This window comes from Phytohabitans kaempferiae (genome assembly GCF_042433955.1).
Lineage (GTDB): Bacteria > Actinomycetota > Actinomycetes > Mycobacteriales > Micromonosporaceae > Phytohabitans > Phytohabitans kaempferiae.
Genome location: NZ_JBHLUH010000009.1, coordinates 426,704 through 441,396, shown reverse-complemented (window position 1 = coordinate 441,396; position 14,693 = coordinate 426,704). Strand labels below are relative to the sequence as shown.

Here is a 14,693-nt window from a genome sequence, read left to right as displayed (position 1 = left end):
AGAACGCGATGTCCCCGAAACGCGTGACCGCCGCCGTCCTCGCGGTCCTGCTGTGCACGGTGGCGCTCGGCGCACCGCCCGCGCACGCCGCCATCACCGGCCAGTCCGCGACCAACACCGCCACCACGGTCACCTACCGCTACCAGTACACCGGCGGACCGGCCTGGCTTCGGGTCTACGTGGACACCGACCGCAACCCGGCCACCGGCTTCGCCACCGCCGGCGTGGGCGCCGACTACCTGCTGGAGAACGGTACGCTCTACCGGCACGGCGGCGGTGGCTGGGCGTGGAACGCCGTCACCGCGGTCACCCACACCGGCGGTGGCGGCACCGCCACGTGGACGGTCAACCGCGCCGACCTCGGCGAGACCGCCACGCCGAACGACGCCGACCTCGTCTTCCAGACCGAGTCTCCATTGGACACCTCGGCGAGGTACACGCACGTCTACAGCGGATCGGGCGAGGGCGGCGGCACGGTCACCTACCAGGCCGACGCCACCGACTTCGCCAACCCCGAGCGTGGCCTCTACCACCACACCGGCGACTGCGACACCAACGACTTCAGCCTCGCCACGCTCCAGAGCTACCGCACCAGCCAGCAGATCACGCTGGTCATGTGCGTGTTCTACCTCGCCGCGTTCCGGAACGCCCCGATCAGCGCGGCCGCCCTCGCCCAGTTCCAGCAGCAGGCGGACACCGTGCGCGCGGCCGGACTCAAGATGATCCTGCGGTTCGCGTACACCACCTCCACCGCGGGCGACGACGCCCCGCTCAGCCGGGTCGTGCAGCACCTGGACCAGCTCGCGCCGTACCTCAACGCCAACAGCGACGTCATCCACGTGGTGCAGGCTGGCTTCGTCGGCGCGTGGGGCGAGTGGTACTACACGCAGAACTTCGGCAACCAGGGCACGGTCAGCGCGACCGACTGGGCCAACCGCAAGGCGGTGGTGGACAAGCTGCTGAGCGTGCTGCCGACCAACCGGATGGTCCAGCTCCGCACGCCCAAGTTCAAGCGCACGATGTACGGCACGAGCGCGCTCGGCTCCGGGCAGGCGTACAACGGCAGCGCGGTCGCCCGCCTCGGCCACCACAACGACTGCTTCCTGGCCAGCCCGGACGACCTCGGCACGTACGAGAACACGGCGGTGGAGTACCCCTACCTGGCGGCGGAGACGCAGTGGCTGCCGATGGGCGGGGAGACCTGCCAGCCCAACCCGCCCCGCTCGCAGTGCCCGACCGCGCTCGCCGAGCTGGGCCAGTTCCACTGGAACTACCTCAACATCGACTACCGTGCCGAGGTCCTCAACGGATGGAGCAGCGGCGGCTGCATGGCGGACGTGCGCCGCAACCTCGGCCACCGCTTCCAGCTCACCCAGGGCACGTACCCCGCCTCGGCGAGCGGCAGTCTGGCGGTCCAGTTCGGCGTGCGGAACGTGGGCTGGGCGGCGCCGTTCAACCCGCGTGGGCTGGAGTTGGTGCTGCGCAACACCGCCACCGGTACCGTCTACAAGCGACCGCTCAGTGCCGACCCGCGCCGCTGGGCCGCCGGCACCACGACCACGGTCAGCCAGAGCGTCTCGCTCTCAGGCGTACCCGCCGGCTCGTACCGGCTGCTGCTCAACCTCCCCGACCCCCGATCCGGCCTGGCCAGCCGCCCCGAGTACGCCCTCCGCCTGGCCAACACCGGCGTCTGGCAGCCCGCCACCGGCTACAACGACCTGCTGCACACGGTGACCGTCAGGTGACCGACGGCGTCGTCGTCGCGCTCGACGTCGGCGGTACGGACATCAAGGGCGCGCTCGTCGGCCCCGGTGGTGTGGTGCGGCACCGCGCCCGCCGCGCCACCGGGGCCGGGCGCGGCCAGCCCGCCGTGGTCGCGTCCATCCTGGACTTCGCCGGAACGCTCGCCGGCCGGGCGCGGGCGGGCGGCTGGACGGCGCGGGCCGCCGGCGTGGTGGTGCCGGGCGTCGTCGACGAGGAACTGGGAGTCGCGGTGAAGGCGGCCAATGTGCCACTCGCCTCCGTACCCCTGCGTGATCTTGTCGCCGATCGCCTGGAGGTGCCCGCGGCGCTCGGCCACGACGTGCGTGGTGGCGCTCTGGCCGAGGCCCGCCTCGGCGCCGGGCGGGACGCGGACCACGTGCTGTTCGTGCCGGTCGGCACGGGCATCGCCGCCGCCTACGTGGCGGGCGGGGCGGTGCTGGCCGGCGCCGGCGCGGCGGGCGAACTGGGGCACGTGGTCGTGCGCCCGGGCGGCCCGCGCTGCGGCTGCGGTGCGCGGGGCTGCCTCGAGGCGGTCGCGTCCGCCGCCGCGATCGCCCGGCGCGCGGGCCGGCCGGCGCCCGAGGTGGTGGCCCGCGCCGCGGCCGGCGACCCCGCCGCGGCGGCCGTGTGGCGGGACGCGGTGGAGGCGCTCGCCGACGGCCTGCTCACCGTCCAGGCGCTGCTCGACCCGCAGGTCGTGGTGCTCGGCGGCGGGCTCTCCCGCGCGGGGGAGGCGCTGCTCGGGCCGCTGCGGGCGGCGCTGCGGGAGCGGCTGACGTTTCAGCGTGAGCCGCGGATCGTGGGCGCGGCGCTCGGCGACGAGGCCGGCTGCCTCGGCGCCGGGCTGCTCGCCCTGGCGCTCGGACCGTAGCGCCGCCTAGGACCAAGCACTGCGTCCACTGCGGACGGAGGATCGCGGAAAGACAAAGATCCCGCCGCGGCTTCAACCTTCCCGGCACCAGCGTGCTCTAGGTAGGTGGCGGCGCGCCCAGTTTCTCCACAGAGGAGTGGTGCGGGCGTGGTCGTCATGCTGTCCGGTGGCTCGTGTACTTCTACGGCCAGCACTACATGGGCACGCTCGAACCCGACCTGCGCCCCGGCTGGACCGCTACCGCCGATACCGGGACATCGTCGCGGCCCACCCCGAACCGGCGTACGCGCTGCCGGTCGGCTCCCCGATCGATCGGGCCCTCGCCGAGCGGCTCGCCGCACGCGGCCAGCCGGCCCGGGTCGAGGAGGTCGCCGGATACCGGATCTATCGACTGGGCAGTTGCGGGCTGGGCGGCCACCAGCGCGTGCCTGTCTCGTAAAGCCTCAATCAGGAGTTGAATGGAACACTTGAAGGATGCGAGCAGAGGAGATGAGGCGGCAGATCAGGGCGGAGTTCGCGGGGGTCCGGGAGGCGGAGGCGAACGGGGACACGTTCTTCCTCTACGACCCGGACGGCGACCTCCCGCCGGAGCGGCAGATGCCGTTCGCCACGATCGTGACCGGCGACCACTACGACAGCGTGTCCAAACTCGACCGGCCCGGCGCCTACCGGCTCAACATCGGGGTGACCAAGGCGACGTACACCGCGCTCCTCGGTGACCCACCGACCGTCCGGGATGCCGCCGGCGTCCTGGAGTCCGGGTACGACTACGCGGCGGAGGACACGCTCCTGCCGCATCCGCACTACGCCGCCCAGTACTGGGTCTGCGTGGTCAACCCCGGCGAGGCGACCCTGCCGGCGGTGCTTACCCTGCTGACCGAGGCGCACGGCTTCGCCGCCCGCAAGTACGCCAACCACCGTGCCCGGCGGGAGCGGACCTGAACCGGCCCGGGCACCACATCGGACGGTGTCCTTTTCCGCGCCGCTGACTGGCTCGTCACCGCATATCTCCCGCGGTCCGGGACGCACCGCCTGTGCGACCGGCCGGCTCGATTCCGGTCCACGATGGAGGCGGGCCGAGGGGGGTACGGATGGGCGATCGAGATGACATGCCGGCGGACGCGGAGGGCGAGGGGAAGCCCGGACCGGCGTTTCCCTTTCGGCTCGGACCGCCCAACCGGGGTCGCCACCGCGAGCCGTGCCCGGTGAGTCACGGCCTCGGCCGGCGTGGCACCAGCGCCGCCCGCCACCGCGACCGCCCCGGCGACAATCGCAGGTGACCGCGCGCTGAAATGGCGCGCGATTTCCGCGAGAAGCCCGGCTAGCAGGGCGGCCTCGTCGCATTGAATGGCGGCCGCGATCGAAAAGAGGCGGATCGGTCCACGTTTGGCCGATGGTTACCCGGCCAAACAGCGAATGTGTCGACGGCTGTCCCGAAGCCGACATGTGGCGAACGAAGCGGGCCATAGGCTTGGCCGTCATTCACCGCGCCACCTTTCGTCCGGAGGCCGCATCTCGTGGGACGCCGTCGACAGACCAGGAAGGGTCGCGTGGCGCCGCCGGCATCTGCGCAGGCCAGCGGCACCGAGGCGGCGAGCACGTCCGGGCGCGGGCGGCTCCGGGCGGTGATCGGATATCTCGCGGCGAGTGGAGTCCTGGCCGCGATTGTCGCTTTCGGGCTGCCGATCATCTACAACGCGGCAGCCGGCGGGGTCGGCGAATCGAACGGCGAGTCCGCGGTGAAGGTCACCGTCGACGACGACGGCGGCTTCGATCCGATCGAGGGTTCGTTGTGGGCATTCGCGAATTCGTCGCCGCCGCTCGGAGAAGGCGACCCGGAGGAGATCCGCGCGGCCGATGCGGTGGCATTACGCGCCGGAGTTGTCGTGGTCACCGTGGAGAACGTCGGCTCGCGGTCGCTGACGATCACGAGCATCCGGGCGATCGTCGAGACGCCACGGCGGGATCCCCTGGCCGGGGCCATCCTCCGCGTGGCGCCGGGCGGAGGCGGCGGGGAGGACCCGCCGGTGCCGATCGGGTTCGCGCTCGACACCGCCGACCTGGAGGCGCGCACCACGTCCGGCGACGAGCCGAGCACCACGCACTACCTCGACCGGTACGGCATGACGCTGAAGCCGGGCGAGCAGATGCGGCTGCGCATGGCTGGGCACACCAGGGCACACGACGTGGTCTGGTCGGCCGTGATGCGGCACGTCAGCGACGGCGAGACCCATGACACGCCGATCGGCGCCCCCGACCAGTTTCGGGTGACGGCCGCCAGCGCCCGGTACGCGAGCGCCTACGAGTACTCCACGCGGGCGCTGCGCCAGGTCCCGGTCCGGGACATGTGCGGCGCCGACTGCCGGTCCGTCCGAGGGTGAGGCCGGCATGAGCGCCCGGAGGCTGCCGCGCTGGCTCGTCGTCCTCATCCTGGTGACGCCCGCGGCGGTGACCGGTGCCGTGGTCGTCGCCAACGGGGCCGAGCCGCCCGCCGCGACCGAAACCGCGCCGGCCCCGACCGCCTCGCCGCCGGCCGACTACGCCGTCGCCGCCCCGCTGCTGCCCGTCCGCACGGCCGTACTGGAGCAGGCGATCACGTCGCCCGAGCGGCTTCCCACGCCAGACAGCTGCGAGGCGCTGCTGGGATGGGCGGCCGAGCAGGGACCGGCGGCGATCAACACCGGCCGGGTCGATCTCCGGTTGACCGCCAACCGGCTGCTCCAGATCAGGGTCGACGACGTGGCCGTCGCGGTGACCGGACGCCGCCCGCCGACCGCGAAGACGATCGTCCAGTGCGACACCTCCGACTGGCGCAATCGCTGGATACCGCTCCCCGGCGACGACGCCTTCTCCGAAGACATCGCCGTGCACGGCGAGGACTACTTCACCCAGGCGCCCGTCGTGACCCTTGAGCGAGGCGCCGAGGTCTTCCCGGTGGAGTACGACACGCCACCGGACGCCCTCCGCGACAAGATCATGAACGTCGCCGCCGGTGAGCACGTCCGCCTCCCCTTCTACGTGACCCGGAGCCGGGCGAACACGAGCGACGCCGACGTGGTGGTCCTCACGATCACCGTCCGGTTGACCGTCAACGGCAGGCCGGCCACGCACGAGCTCACCGTCACCATGCACCACCTCCACGAGCAGCCATCCGGGGCGGCGCGGTACGAGTGGCTCACCGACGAGCGCCGGTGGGTCAAGGACCGGATCTTCGACCCGGAACGCGCTGCGCCGCCGCCGAGTGGTGGGAGCTACCTGTGTGAGGCGCTGACCGATGCCGACCTGGCCGAGCCGCTCGGCCCCGCCGTCGAGAAGAGCACGCCGGTGGACGGCGCGTGCATCTGGACCGGGCGCGACGACGTCTGGATCGAGATGCACTCCACTCGCCATCCGGACGAGCGGGCGGCCCGTGACGACCACCGGCGCCAGATCGAGAACTTCGCCTCGGTCGACGGCGTGACCAGCCGGCAGGTGGCCGGGATCGGCGACGAGGCGACCGTGCTGAGCAGCGGGTTCCTGCTGGCCCGGCGCGGACGCGACACGCTCAGCCTGAGCATCGACGGGTACACCGGAGCCAGCGACGCGATCCTCGAGCGGCTGGCCCGCGTCGCCTCCGCCCGCCTCTGGACCGGCCCCTGACCAGATGCCCACAGTGGACACCGCGGGCGGGTCATCTGAGCCGCCCGCGGTCGTCTCCCGCGCCACCGACCTCGCCCGCGCGGGGCGATGCCCGCGGGGCACTGGTCAGCCGCGAGCCAGCGACTCCGAAGGGCGACCCGGCTAGCGGCCGGGGCGGCGTGTGCCGACGCCTCGCGGGGGTCGGGTCAGGCTGCGGTGCCGCCTGCGGGGTGCGGCCCGCGGCGCGGCGATGGCCATCCACGGCCCGGGCGGCTCCGCCGGCGCGTCGATGCCCGAGGCCAGTATCCGGCGCAGCCTCGACCCGCAGGCCAGGCACTCGCCGTATTCGATGGTGATGCCGCTGGGGTGCGCGCTGACCCGCTCGGCGGTGACCAGACCGCCGCAGTCCATACATGTCGAATCCTCGGGCGCCATCGCCCACCACCGTAGACCTGTCGGCGCGTGCCCGCAGCGGTCTTACGACCTGTCACCCCCTCGCCCCGGAAAAGCTCACCACCACCGAGCCCGCCAGGCGCCCCCAGGTCCTAGCCGGATGACCATGGGTTCTGCGGCGGTGATCATGGTGTCTGCCGCAGGTTTCGCCCGAAATGTCGTTGCGCATCCCATGGTCATCGGATTAGGGGGCAGGGGTGGGGTTGTGGGGGCGCGGAGGGTGGGGCTGCGGGAGCGGCGGTCTCGACCGCGGCGGACGTCGCGGTAGCCCAAAAATCTGTCTTGTGGGATCGACGGATCCTCTAGATTCGGGCTGTCGCCGCGCGGCTAAGACGCGGGACGGGACGGGGGAGTGGCGTGTTCGTCACCGGTGAGCGGGTGCGGCTGCGGGCGATGGAGCCGGAAGACGCGGAGGCGCTGTGGCGGTGGAACCACGACCCCGAGGTGATGCGGTGGATGGACGCGGGATACGCGCAGCCGCTCGCGAGGGTACGCGCGTGGCTCCAGGAGCGGCCGCGTAACGGATACGACGACGTGCTCTTCGGCATCGAGGCGCCGGCTGACCCCGGAGCCGGGGGAGCGGGCGGTGGCCGGCGCCTGGTCGGGCTGGTCCGCCTCTCCGGCGCGGCGCCCGAGATCGGTTGCGCCGACCTCGACATCTACCTGGGCGAGAAGGAGTACTGGGGCAGGGGCCTGGCCACCGACGCGGTGCGCGCGGCGTGCCGGTACGGCTTCGAGGCGATGCGCCTGCACAAGGTGACGCTCACCGTCGTGGTGGAGAACGAGGCGGCGCTGAGCGTCTACCGGAAGGTGGGGTTCGTCGAGGAGGGGCGGCTGCGGGAGGTCTTTCGCCGCGACGGCCGCTGGCTCGACAAGTACACGATGGGTCTGCTCGAAGGGGAGCTGAAGTAGCGACGGGCGTCAGGGCGCCTCGTCTACGTCCAATCTGGACAGCAGGGCGATGTTGTCGGCCTCGTCGGGGTCGGGGGCAGGTGCTTCGAAGAAGGCGCGGGCCACCTCGACGGCGACATCCGGGGCGAGGCGCTTGAGGCTCAGCGCGAGCACGTTGGCGTCGTTCCACAGTCGAGCGCCGGTGGCGATCCACGGCTCCCAGGCCAGCGCCGCCCGCACGCCCGGCACCTTGTTGGCCGCGATGGCGGTGCCGGTGCCGGTCCAGCACATCACCACACCGAACTCGGCGGCGCCGGAGGTCACCGCGCGGCCCACCGCGGCGCCGATCCTCGGCCACGGCTCGTCGGCGCCGACCCGGACCACCTCGCCGAGCCCGGACAGGTAGTCGACCACCGCCCTGGTGGTCTCGTTGTCGTCGTCGGCCCCGAACGCGATACGCACGCCGTCAGCATACGACCGGTGATGAGCCGGGCCTCCGGCCACCACCCCGCTCCGCCGGTAGAGTGCGCGGCGTGCTGAAGACCGCCGGCGTCCGGCGCTCGCGTTGGCTGAGGGCGGTCTGTCTCTGTGCCGTCACGCTGGCGGTGGCCGGCTGCGGCGCGGTGGCCCCCCGCGCTCTTGAAGCGATCAGCCCGCGTGCCATTTCGAGTGTCGCGTGGTCGAACGACGGATGGATCTACTTCATAGAAGATCTGTATGACGCCCCGGACGAGCTGTGGCGGCAGCGACCAGGTGGTCGGCCCGAGCCGCTGTCTCTCGCGAGCGAAGCCTGTGCCGAGCCGACCTACCAGTTCTTCAGCCGCGGCGCCGACGGCACGATGGTCGCGGCTCGCGACTGCGGCTCCGGCAAGGAGCCCGGCACCGAACTGGTCACGGTCGTCGACGGCGAGGTGACCGCCTCGCTGGCGCGCTTCCCGGAGAAGCTGAGCCACGTGGCCTGGGATCCGAGGACCAACCAAGGATTCGTCTCGCGAAGCAACGAGGTCAACGCCTGCTGGTCGCTCGCGCCGGCAAACGGTGGCGGAGTGGGCCGCTTCCAGAGCGAGCTGAGCGTCGACGGGAGGCACTGGTGGGCTGACGCCTACTTCAGGCTCGGGAGGCAGCTCGACTGCACCACGATGGGCGACGCGGGGTGGCCGGCCGTCGACTCGACCGGACAGCGGCTCTACTTCTTTGCCTCCGGAGCCGCCGCGGGGGTCTCCGACACCGACGACAGGCGCCTCTCCGCCTCCTGGCTCTGCGCGATGACCGTCGCCGACCAGGGGGTACGGACGCTCGCCTCCGGCTTCACCGACGTACGTGCCACGACGGTCTCCGGCGACGACTCCGCGGTCGTGGTGAGCGTTGCCCGCTCCGGCGACTCAGGACTGTGGCTGATCCGCCCGGAAGGCGGCGCGGTCCAGAAGCTCGCCGGCGGCCTCTTCGGCGCACTCAGCGTGGCGCCCGACGGCAAGCGCGTGGTGGCGATCGAACACGGCAACCGTGACGACCTGAAGGTGGTCACGCTGAGCTGACGACTGGCCAAGCACCGGCGTACTCGCTGGTGGCGCGGGGAGGGCAGGCGCGGGCGGGGGGACTGTGACAGGATCCTCGGCGGTGTACCCGCATACCGGACGGAGGACCACTTCATGGGTCGGCTGTGGCGCCGGTTCGGCATCCGGGCGTTGGCCTTCGCGCTGCTCGTGGCGGGCGTGGGCGGCGGCTACCAGCTGGGCCAGGACCGGGAGGACCGGCGGCGGGAGATTACCGCGCAGCTGACCGCCGACGCCGGCCAGGAGGAGGCCGCCTACCTCAAGCGGCGTCACCGGGAGTACACGGCGGCGACCGCACGCCACCGCGAGGCCGAGCGGATCGCGGCGGAGAAGGCGGCCGCCGTGGCGCGGACGGAGGCCCAGCGGGCCCAGAAGGCGACCGACGCGGCCAACCGCAAGAAGCGCGCGGACGAGCTGGCCAAGGCGGAGCCGCCGCCGTTCGCCGGGCCGATCCCGGCCTCCTGCAACGTCTACAGCGGCAACCGCAAGACCGGTTGCGCGCTGCTGCTGAGCAGCGGGTTCGGACTCGACCAGATGCCCTGCCTGGACAAGCTGTGGACGAAGGAGAGCGGCTGGAACCACAAGGCCCGCAACCCGTCCTCCGGTGCGTACGGCATCCCGCAGGCATACCCGGGCGGGAAGATGGTCTCGGCGGGCGCCGACTGGCAGACCAACCCGGTGACGCAGATCAAGTGGGGCCTCGGCTACATCAAGGGCCGGTACGGCGACCCCTGCGCCGCGTGGGCCCGCTCGGAGGACACCGGCTCGTACTGAGCGGCCACCCACGGTGGCGGGCGGGTTGAACAATATCGGGAGCTGTCTATGGCAGGGAGGCTCAGGGCACGCGGGCGTTGGCCTCCACGTCGCCGAAGCGTTCGACGATGCGCCACTTGCCGTCGTCCTGCTTGACCAGCCGGTCGCGGTAGGCGCCGAACGCGACCAGCTCGGGCAGGCCCTTGCCGGCCATGCGTTCGAGCAGGATCCAGTACGCCCGGACCGTCGCCGTGCGCCCGTCCACGGTCACCACGGGGTTGACCATGACGTGCTTGCGGTACGGCGGCGGGCTCGGGTAGTTGGCGATGTAGCGGGCCAGCTCCTCGCGCCCCTCCTCGCGGTGCACGCGTACGCCGGAGACCGAGTCGACCACGTCGAAGACCGCGTCCTCGGTGAAGGCGTCGACCCAGGTCGCCTCGTCGTGGTAGTCCATCGCGTGGGCGTAGCCGTTGAGCGTCGCGAGGATGTCGCGCTCGTCCAGCAGCCGCGCCACGCGCTCGTCCAGGGCCTCGTCCGTCATCTCCGGTGCCTCCTCATCCACGGCTGTCAGGTCAGCGGCGAAATCCACGCGGTCAGCTCAGCAGCGAGCCGCCGTCGACGACCAGTTCGGCGCCGGTCACGTACCGGCTCATCGGCGATGCGAAGTAGAGGACCGCCCGGGCGGCGTCGTCCGGCGTACCGGGCCCGCCCAGCGGCGGCGCGCCGGTCCGGAAGCCGGCGTCGGGCCGCGCCCGCGCCTGCTCCCGCGCGACGGCCGCGCCCTCGGTCCGTACCCCGCCCGGGGTCACCGTGTTGACCCGGATGCCGGCCGGCGCGTACTCGACCGCCAGCGCCCGGGTCAGCTGCCGCACGGCCGCCTTCGCGACGCCGTACGGCACGAGCATCGGCACCGGGCGGACGGCGGCGACCGACGAGACGTTGACGATCGCGCCGGCCGTGCCGCTCCGGCGCATCCGGTCGCCGGCCAGCCGGGAGTACCGGGCGGCGCTGGTGAGGTTGACGTCGAGCGCGGCCGCCCAGGCGTCGTCGTCGACGTCGTCCCAGGCCGCCAGGGGGTACACGCCGGCGTTGTTGACCAGCACCGAGAGCCCGCCGGCCGAGTCCACGATCCGGGCGGCGGCCGCCGCGTCCCGCACGTCGGCGCGGTGCCAGGTGAGCGCGGCGCCGGCGAGATCGGCGGGGCATTGCGCCAGGTCCACTGCCGTGACCCGCGCGCCGGCCTCCAGCAGCCGGGCGACGACCGCGCGGCCGATCCCGCGCGCCGCGCCGGTCACCAGCGCGTGCGCGCCGCGGAGGTCGAGCAGGTCGGGCAGGGGAGTGGTCACCGCGGCGCCGCCGGTGTGGAGGAGACGTCGTCCCAGGCCAGGTAGTCGGCGAGATCCTTGGGAAGCGGGGCGGTGCGGTCGGCGGTGAGGTCGACGCTGGCGGCGATCCGGCCGTCCTTGAGCAGGTGGAGGTCGTCGCTGACGGCGAGGACGAAGCGCACGTTGTGCTCGATGAGCAGCACCGCGATGCCGGCCGCCACGAGCTGGCGGAGGGCGGCGGCGAGCCGTTCGATCTCCGCCTCGTTGAGGCCGGCGGCCGGCTCGTCCAGGCAGACCAGGGCGGGGCGGGCGATCACCGCGCGACCGATCTCCACGACCCGCTTGAGGCCGAGGGACAGCTCTGCCGCGGAGCGGTCGATGACCTCGTCGGGGAGCCCGAGCCAGCGGCACACGTCGGTCGCGTCGGCCGCCCGCTCGGCCTCGATCCGGCGGTGTCGGGGCGTGCGCAGCACGGTGGCGGCGAGGCCGGCCCGGCGGGTCGCCAGTACGCCCAGCTCCACGTTCTCCCGTACCGTCGCTTGTGGAATGAGGCGGGGCACCTGGAACGTACGGCGCAGCCCTGCCTCGGCCACGTGTGGCGTGGACTGGCCGGTGACGTCCCGCCCGGCGACCGTCGCGCTGCCGCCGTCGGGGCGGACGAAGCCGGTGACCACGTTGATGAGCGTGGTCTTGCCGGAGCCGTTGCTGCCGATGAGCGCGACCAGCCGGCCGGGCTCCACGCGCAGGTCGACCCCGCGCAGCACCGAGTTTCCGCCGAAGCTCTTGGTGATGCCGGCGACGACCAGCGGCGGTACCGGCGTGGTGGGCTCGGACCGCTCGCGCAGGATGGCCGGCAGGTCCGGTGGTCGCTCGGCCCGCGCGAGCGTCGTGGGCTCCGGATCGCGGCGGCGGCGCAGGCGCGCGGTGATCTCGGCGGCGGAGCCGACGATGCCCTGGGGCAGGGCGATCCGCGTGACGATCAGCGCCACGCCGAGGAAGACGCCGTTGAGCGGGCTGAACGGGTCGATGAAGAAGCTGATGCCCTGGAGGATCACGGTGCCCACGAGCGGGCCCCACAGCGTGCCGGTGCCGCCGAGCAGGACGCTGGCCAGCGCCAGGTTGGTCAGCGACAGGCCGTACGACTGCGCGCTCACGTACTGGTTGATCTGCGCGGTCAGGCCGCCGGCGAGGCCGAGGGGGATCGCCGAGACCACGTACACCAGGAGCTGGAGCGGGCCGAGGCGCACGCCGGTGGAGAGGGTCGCCGGCGGCGACTCGCGCAGGCCGCCGAGCAGCGTCCCCCAGCCGGAGCGCATGAGGTTGCGGACCAGGAACCAGGCCAGCGCCAGCAGCACGACGACGAGCAGGTAGACGCCGATCGGGCCGAGGTCGCGGCCGAGCAGGCTCAGCGGCGCGATGCCGCCGAAGCCGATGTCCTCGCCCAGCCACTCCGGCCCGATGCGCACGATGTCCGGGAATGCGGCGGCGAGGAAGATGGTCGCCAGCGCCAGGTACCAGCCGTTGAGGCGCAGGCTGGGCAGGCTCAGCAGCACGTTGGTGACGACGGCGGCGGCGATGGCGGCCAGCAGTGACAGCTCGGTGGGGATGCCGGCGTGCAGGACGAGCAGGCCCGAGGCGTACGCCGCGACGCCCATCGCCACGCCCTGCCCGAGCGCGAACTGGCCGCCGAAGCCGAGCTGGAAGTGCATGCCCAGCGCGAGCAGGCCGTAGATGAGGATGAGCTGGTAGCGGCCGAGCGCGTACGACTCCTGGACCACGAGCGGCAGCAGGAGCAGGACGGCGAAGACGACCGCCGGTACGAGCAGCGGGCGGTGGCGGGCGAGGCGGCGCGCGGTCGCGATGCGTTCAGACATCGCGTTGCGCCTTCGCGCCGAAGAGTCCCGCGGCGCCTTGCAGCCCTTGCGGCCGGATCAGCAGGACCAGGAACATGATGGCGATGACCAGCGGGGTGACGTACGCGGGCGCGAGGAAGGCCGGCACGATGCCGGTGGTGAGCCCGACGATCAGCCCGCCGGTGACCGCGCCGCCGAAGCTGCCGAAGCCGCCGATGGCCACCGCGGCGAAGCCGTACAGCGCCTGGGTCGTGCCGACCGTCGGCTCCGCGCCGGTGATCGGTGCGATGAGGTAGCCGGCCATCCCGGCCAGCATCCCGGCGAGCGCGAACGTGTTCCGCACGATGTTCTGCGTCGGTACGCCCTGCAACGCGGCGCCCTCGCGGTCCTCCAGCGTCGCCCGTACGGCCTGGCCCACGCCGGTGCGACGCAGTACGAGGTCGATGGCGACGGCGACGACCAGCGCGAAGGCCACCATCACCACGTAGATGGGGCGGATCGGCACGTCGCCGACGATGATGGGGCGGGTCGAGATGTACGACGGCACGCTGCGGTTGTTGACCCCGAAGAGCACGCCGGCCGCGGCGACCGCGGCCAGGCCCAGGCCGAGCGAGGTGACGACCGCGGAGATGTTGACGTCGCGGGCCCGGGCCACCGTGCGGACCACGATGTAGTACGAGAGCACACCGGCGGCGTACCCGAGGGCGAGCACGACCGGTACGGCCAGCCAGACCGGCCAGGCGAGGTGGACGGTGAGGTAATAGGCGGCGATCGTCCCGCCCATCACGACCGCCCCGAGCGAGAAGTTGAAGATGCCCGACGCGGCGAGCACGAGGTTGTAGCCGAGCGCGACCACGGTGTAGATCGCGCCGAGGCCCAACCCGGCGGTGATGCCGGTGAGCAACAGCAGCAGGTTCTGGTTCATCCGCCGACCACCTCCTCCATGACCCCGCTGCGCGCGACCTTCCCGCTCTCCAGCAGGTAGACGGTGTCGGCGAGGCCGCGCAACCAGTGCGGGTTCTGTTCGGTCAACAGCAGGGCGACGCCGTCGCCGGCGAGCGTGCGCACCGCGTCGAAGACCTCCTTGGCCACGACCGGCGCGAGGCCGGCGGACGGCTCGTCCAGCAGCAGCACGGAGGGGCGGGACAGCAGCGCCCGCGCCAGCGAGAGCATCTGGCGCTGGCCGCCGCTGAGCAGTGCCCCCTTGACGCCGAGCCGGTCACGCAGCGCGGGGAACACGTCGAGGACCGTCTCCAGGGCGGGCGGCTCGGTGCCCCGGCGGCGGGCCAACTGTCGGCCGAGGGCCAGATTCTGCGTGACGGTCATCGAGTCGAAGACGCGGGCGCCCTCCCGGACCAGGCTGAGCCCGGCCCGGGCGATCGCGTCGGCGGACTTCGCCCGCAGGTCGGTTTCGCCGAGGCGGACCGTCCCCGAGCGGGAGCGGTGCACGCCGGCGATGGAGCGCAGCAAGGTGGTCTTGCCGGCACCGTTGTGCCCCAGTACCCCGACGATCTGGCCCGGCCGCACGGTCAGGTCGACGCCGAAGAGGGCCCGCGCCTGGCCGTACCACGCCTTGAGATCCTCGACCGTCAGCGTCGCCTCGGCGGTCATC

At 72.6% G+C, this 14,693-nt stretch carries 16 protein-coding genes; 9 read left to right on the top strand and 7 right to left on the bottom strand.

What is annotated here, in order from left to right; genetic code table 11:
• The first annotated feature begins 8 nt into the window (after nucleotides 1-8).
• From ACFFIA_RS08710 to ACFFIA_RS08685, 6 genes are all read left to right on the top strand, one after another.
• A complete protein-coding gene (locus ACFFIA_RS08710; RefSeq protein WP_377248224.1) occupies nucleotides 9-1,745 on the top strand; it encodes a DUF4832 domain-containing protein in 1,737 nt (578 codons plus the stop codon).
• A complete protein-coding gene (locus tag ACFFIA_RS08705; protein ID WP_377248221.1) occupies nucleotides 1,742-2,635 on the top strand; it encodes an ROK family protein in 894 nt (297 codons plus the stop codon). Before ACFFIA_RS08710 ends, ACFFIA_RS08705 begins: the two co-directional genes overlap by 4 nt.
• 166 nt (nucleotides 2,636-2,801) lie before the next feature.
• On the top strand, nucleotides 2,802-3,074 hold the full coding sequence (locus ACFFIA_RS08700) for a hypothetical protein (RefSeq protein ID WP_377248218.1): 273 nt from the start codon (nucleotides 2,802-2,804) through the stop codon (nucleotides 3,072-3,074).
• Nucleotides 3,075-3,109: 35 nt separating this feature from the next.
• Entirely contained in the window at nucleotides 3,110-3,577 is a 468-nt protein-coding gene (locus ACFFIA_RS08695; RefSeq protein WP_377248215.1) for a DUF6194 family protein, read from the top strand.
• 608 nt (nucleotides 3,578-4,185) lie between these two features.
• Nucleotides 4,186-5,016, top strand: coding sequence for a hypothetical protein (locus ACFFIA_RS08690; protein ID WP_377248213.1), 831 nt, complete (start codon nucleotides 4,186-4,188; stop codon nucleotides 5,014-5,016).
• Between the two features lie 7 nt (nucleotides 5,017-5,023).
• Entirely contained in the window at nucleotides 5,024-6,274 is a 1,251-nt protein-coding gene (locus ACFFIA_RS08685; protein WP_377248210.1) for a hypothetical protein, read from the top strand.
• A 141-nt stretch (nucleotides 6,275-6,415) separates the two neighbouring features.
• Here the strand turns inward: ACFFIA_RS08685 and ACFFIA_RS08680 are convergent, their stop codons facing one another.
• A complete protein-coding gene (locus ACFFIA_RS08680) occupies nucleotides 6,416-6,688 on the bottom strand; it encodes a hypothetical protein (protein ID WP_377248208.1) in 273 nt (90 codons plus the stop codon).
• 375 nt (nucleotides 6,689-7,063) lie between these two features.
• Here ACFFIA_RS08680 and ACFFIA_RS08675 point away from each other — a divergent pair, with 375 nt between their 5' ends.
• Nucleotides 7,064-7,618, top strand: coding sequence for a GNAT family N-acetyltransferase (locus ACFFIA_RS08675; RefSeq protein WP_377248205.1), 555 nt, complete (start codon nucleotides 7,064-7,066; stop codon nucleotides 7,616-7,618).
• A gap of 9 nt (nucleotides 7,619-7,627) precedes the next feature.
• On the opposite strand, the gene ACFFIA_RS08670 is transcribed toward ACFFIA_RS08675, so the two are convergent.
• Nucleotides 7,628-8,059: an RpiB/LacA/LacB family sugar-phosphate isomerase gene (locus tag ACFFIA_RS08670; protein ID WP_377248202.1), complete on the bottom strand. Its 432-nt coding sequence runs from the start codon at nucleotides 8,057-8,059 to the stop codon at nucleotides 7,628-7,630.
• Between the two features lie 71 nt (nucleotides 8,060-8,130).
• Here ACFFIA_RS08670 and ACFFIA_RS08665 point away from each other — a divergent pair, with 71 nt between their 5' ends.
• Nucleotides 8,131-9,132, top strand: a complete 1,002-nt coding sequence (locus ACFFIA_RS08665) for a TolB family protein (RefSeq protein WP_377248199.1) — start codon at nucleotides 8,131-8,133, stop codon at nucleotides 9,130-9,132.
• 114 nt (nucleotides 9,133-9,246) lie between these two features.
• On the top strand, nucleotides 9,247-9,924 hold the full coding sequence (locus ACFFIA_RS08660; protein ID WP_377248196.1) for an aggregation-promoting factor C-terminal-like domain-containing protein: 678 nt from the start codon (nucleotides 9,247-9,249) through the stop codon (nucleotides 9,922-9,924).
• A gap of 61 nt (nucleotides 9,925-9,985) precedes the next feature.
• On the opposite strand, the gene ACFFIA_RS08655 is transcribed toward ACFFIA_RS08660, so the two are convergent.
• Genes ACFFIA_RS08655 through ACFFIA_RS08635 form a run of 5 tightly spaced genes read right to left on the bottom strand, consistent with a single transcriptional unit; the run spans nucleotide 9,986 to nucleotide 14,692 of the window.
• Nucleotides 9,986-10,444 (bottom strand): nuclear transport factor 2 family protein, encoded by a 459-nt coding sequence (locus tag ACFFIA_RS08655; RefSeq protein ID WP_377248194.1) that lies wholly within the window; start codon nucleotides 10,442-10,444, stop codon nucleotides 9,986-9,988.
• Between the two features lie 52 nt (nucleotides 10,445-10,496).
• Nucleotides 10,497-11,249 carry an SDR family NAD(P)-dependent oxidoreductase gene (locus ACFFIA_RS08650; protein WP_377248191.1) on the bottom strand — a complete coding sequence of 251 codons (753 nt, stop codon included), beginning with the start codon at nucleotides 11,247-11,249 and terminating at the stop codon, nucleotides 10,497-10,499.
• Complete coding sequence (locus ACFFIA_RS08645; RefSeq protein WP_377248188.1) at nucleotides 11,246-13,102, bottom strand: branched-chain amino acid ABC transporter ATP-binding protein/permease; 1,857 nt, start codon at nucleotides 13,100-13,102, stop codon at nucleotides 11,246-11,248. Before ACFFIA_RS08645 ends, ACFFIA_RS08650 begins: the two co-directional genes overlap by 4 nt.
• A complete protein-coding gene (locus tag ACFFIA_RS08640) occupies nucleotides 13,095-14,006 on the bottom strand; it encodes a branched-chain amino acid ABC transporter permease (protein ID WP_377248185.1) in 912 nt (303 codons plus the stop codon). The genes ACFFIA_RS08645 and ACFFIA_RS08640 overlap by 8 nt, the downstream gene beginning before the upstream one ends.
• Nucleotides 14,003-14,692 (bottom strand): ABC transporter ATP-binding protein, encoded by a 690-nt coding sequence (locus ACFFIA_RS08635; protein ID WP_377248181.1) that lies wholly within the window; start codon nucleotides 14,690-14,692, stop codon nucleotides 14,003-14,005. Before ACFFIA_RS08635 ends, ACFFIA_RS08640 begins: the two co-directional genes overlap by 4 nt.
• Nucleotide 14,693 lies beyond the last annotated feature (1 nt).

What these genes read in the sequence shown, in the direction of transcription:
- ACFFIA_RS08710 (WP_377248224.1), top strand. Translation starts at nt 9, where the DNA reads ATGTCCCCGAAACGCGTGACCGCCGCCGTCCTCGCGGTCCTGCTGTGC.
- ACFFIA_RS08695 (WP_377248215.1), top strand. Translation starts at nt 3,110, where the DNA reads ATGCGAGCAGAGGAGATGAGGCGGCAGATCAGGGCGGAGTTCGCGGGG.
- ACFFIA_RS08685 (WP_377248210.1), top strand. Translation starts at nt 5,024, where the DNA reads ATGAGCGCCCGGAGGCTGCCGCGCTGGCTCGTCGTCCTCATCCTGGTG.
- ACFFIA_RS08680 (WP_377248208.1), bottom strand. Translation starts at nt 6,688, where the DNA reads ATGGCGCCCGAGGATTCGACATGTATGGACTGCGGCGGTCTGGTCACC.
- ACFFIA_RS08660 (WP_377248196.1), top strand. Translation starts at nt 9,247, where the DNA reads ATGGGTCGGCTGTGGCGCCGGTTCGGCATCCGGGCGTTGGCCTTCGCG.
- ACFFIA_RS08655 (WP_377248194.1), bottom strand. Translation starts at nt 10,444, where the DNA reads ATGACGGACGAGGCCCTGGACGAGCGCGTGGCGCGGCTGCTGGACGAG.
- ACFFIA_RS08645 (WP_377248188.1), bottom strand. Translation starts at nt 13,102, where the DNA reads ATGTCTGAACGCATCGCGACCGCGCGCCGCCTCGCCCGCCACCGCCCG.
- ACFFIA_RS08640 (WP_377248185.1), bottom strand. Translation starts at nt 14,006, where the DNA reads ATGAACCAGAACCTGCTGCTGTTGCTCACCGGCATCACCGCCGGGTTG.
- ACFFIA_RS08635 (WP_377248181.1), bottom strand. Translation starts at nt 14,692, where the DNA reads ATGACCGCCGAGGCGACGCTGACGGTCGAGGATCTCAAGGCGTGGTAC.